We start from the raw sequence: 2,076 nt of genomic DNA, 5'->3' as shown, positions 1-2,076 counted from the left end.
TACCACCCCGGTCACCCAGAGCGTACAGAAGGAGTTTAAGGCCCACTTCGCTCTTAAGAGATAGTAAAGTTTTAACTGTTAAATAAAAATGCTGTCAATTTTGACAGCATTTTTTTTAAATATTAATTATTGTGCATATATTACCAACCTAACGCAAAAATTTATATATTTGACCGCTATCTAAAAAGTTATATGCATAATATGGTGAAAGATGGCGCGTTATAGTTAGGTCTTTTTTAAACAGGCTTACTTTTAATAAGTTAGTGATACGTAAAATATAAGCGCATTTTTCATTAAATGAACAAGGTCAACATGAATTTTAAAAGGTTTTATCTGGTTTTTGGACTACTATTGGCACAATTCTCCTTTGCACAGGAGGGTATTGCAGTTTATTCTGATTACCTTTCGGATAATTATTACTTAATCCACCCCTCTATGGCGGGTGCCGCAAACTGCGGAAAGATTAGGCTAACTGCACGCCAGCAATGGTTTGGCCAGGATGATGCACCACAATTGCAAACATTAAGCTTTAATACAAGCGTTGGCCCACAATCTGGTATAGGTATAATAGCTTTTAACGATAAAAACGGCTATCACTCGCAAACGGGTGCCAAATTAACTTATGCACACCATATACGCTTTTCAAGAAGTGATTATGATTTAAACCAGCTTTCATTCGGTATGAGCGGCGGGCTTATACAGAGCAGGCTTGATGAAACAGAGTTTGACCCTGAATATGACCCGATTGTTGATGGCGGCATGAAACAAAAGGACTCTTACTTTAATATTGATGTGGGTGCTTCTTACCACTATCTTGATTTTTATGCGCACTTTACAGTTAAAAACCTTATAGCCAGCAAAAGGGATATTTATACAGATATTGAAAGTGATAACCTTAAGAAATACCTGTTAAGCCTTGGTTATGTATTTGGGTTTGATGATTCATTACAATGGGAACCATCAATAATGTTCCAGGCGGTTGATGAGACAAAAGAGAAAACTATTGACGTAAACCTTAAAGTATATAAAGAGCTTGATTTTGGAAGGCTTTGGGGTGGCTTATCATACAGGAGAAGCCTTGATGGTGCACAGTATGTGGATGGTAACGGCACATCTGAACAAAACCTTCAATACTTTACCCCTATAGTTGGTGTAAATTATAAAAACTTTATGTTTGCCTATACTTATTCTTATTTAACAGGAGATGTTAAATTTGACAACAGCGGTTTCCACCAGATAACATTAGGTATAAACTTATTCTGCAAGAGGGAGAAATACGATTGTAATTGTCCTGCAGTTAATTAAATTATATAGATCGATATTATTAATTCCTGTCCCGGTATATTTATTATATCGGGACATTTTTTTAAATATTATGGTTATAAAAAAAGTAAATGGCAAAGAGCCATTAATTCCTGATGATTGCTTTGTGGCTGAAAATGCCACTATAGTTGGCGATGTTACCTTCGGTGCAGAGTGCAGTATTTGGTTTAATGCCGTGGTTAGGGGAGACGTGCATTATATTAAAATAGGGAATAAAGTAAATATACAGGATGGAGCTGTAATACACTGCACTTATCAAAAACATCCTACAGTGATAGGTAATAATGTATCTATAGGGCATAACGCTATTGTGCATGGGTCTACAGTAAACGATAATGTTTTAATTGGTATGGGGGCAATTATAATGGATAATTGCGTTATTGAAAGCAATTCTATTATTGCAGCCGGTGCAGTAGTTACCCAAAATACTGTTGTTGAATCGGGAACCATATATGCAGGCGTACCGGCTAAAAAGGTTAAGGATATTAATGCTTCTGATTTTGCAGGTGAAATAGGCAGGATATCAAATAATTATGTAATGTATTCTTCGTGGTTTAAGGAATAGTATATAATAATATTTGTAATAAAAAATCCCCGGTACTAAATACCGGGGATTTTTATTTGAATATAGATGTTTATTTTTTTATAATCTTGTAAGAGCCAGTTCCTTTATCTGAATTGATATTCATAAAATACATTCCATCTGAAAGTTCAGATAAATTGATTTCCGCATCAGATACTGAATTAAGAGTT

General features: G+C 35.1%; 3 protein-coding genes. 2 read left to right on the top strand and 1 reads right to left on the bottom strand.

What is annotated here, in order from left to right; translation table 11 throughout:
• Positions 1–312 precede the first annotated feature (312 nt).
• Together GSF09_RS10270 and GSF09_RS10265 are read left to right on the top strand one after the other, a co-directional pair.
• Positions 313–1,305, top strand: a complete 993-nt coding sequence (locus GSF09_RS10270) for a type IX secretion system membrane protein PorP/SprF (RefSeq protein WP_159801049.1) — start codon at positions 313–315, stop codon at positions 1,303–1,305.
• A 70-nt stretch (positions 1,306–1,375) separates the two neighbouring features.
• On the top strand, positions 1,376–1,888 hold the full coding sequence (locus GSF09_RS10265) for a gamma carbonic anhydrase family protein (RefSeq protein WP_159801047.1): 513 nt from the start codon (positions 1,376–1,378) through the stop codon (positions 1,886–1,888).
• Between the two features lie 70 nt (positions 1,889–1,958).
• On the opposite strand, the gene GSF09_RS13845 is transcribed toward GSF09_RS10265, so the two are convergent.
• Positions 1,959–2,076 (bottom strand): T9SS type A sorting domain-containing protein (locus tag GSF09_RS13845; protein WP_159801045.1); only part of this gene is annotated, 118 nt, incomplete at its 5' end.

This window comes from Flavobacterium sp. MK4S-17, from assembly GCF_009848495.1.
Taxonomy (GTDB): domain Bacteria; phylum Bacteroidota; class Bacteroidia; order Flavobacteriales; family Flavobacteriaceae; genus Flavobacterium.
This window is presented reverse-complemented; position numbering and strand designations above follow the sequence as displayed.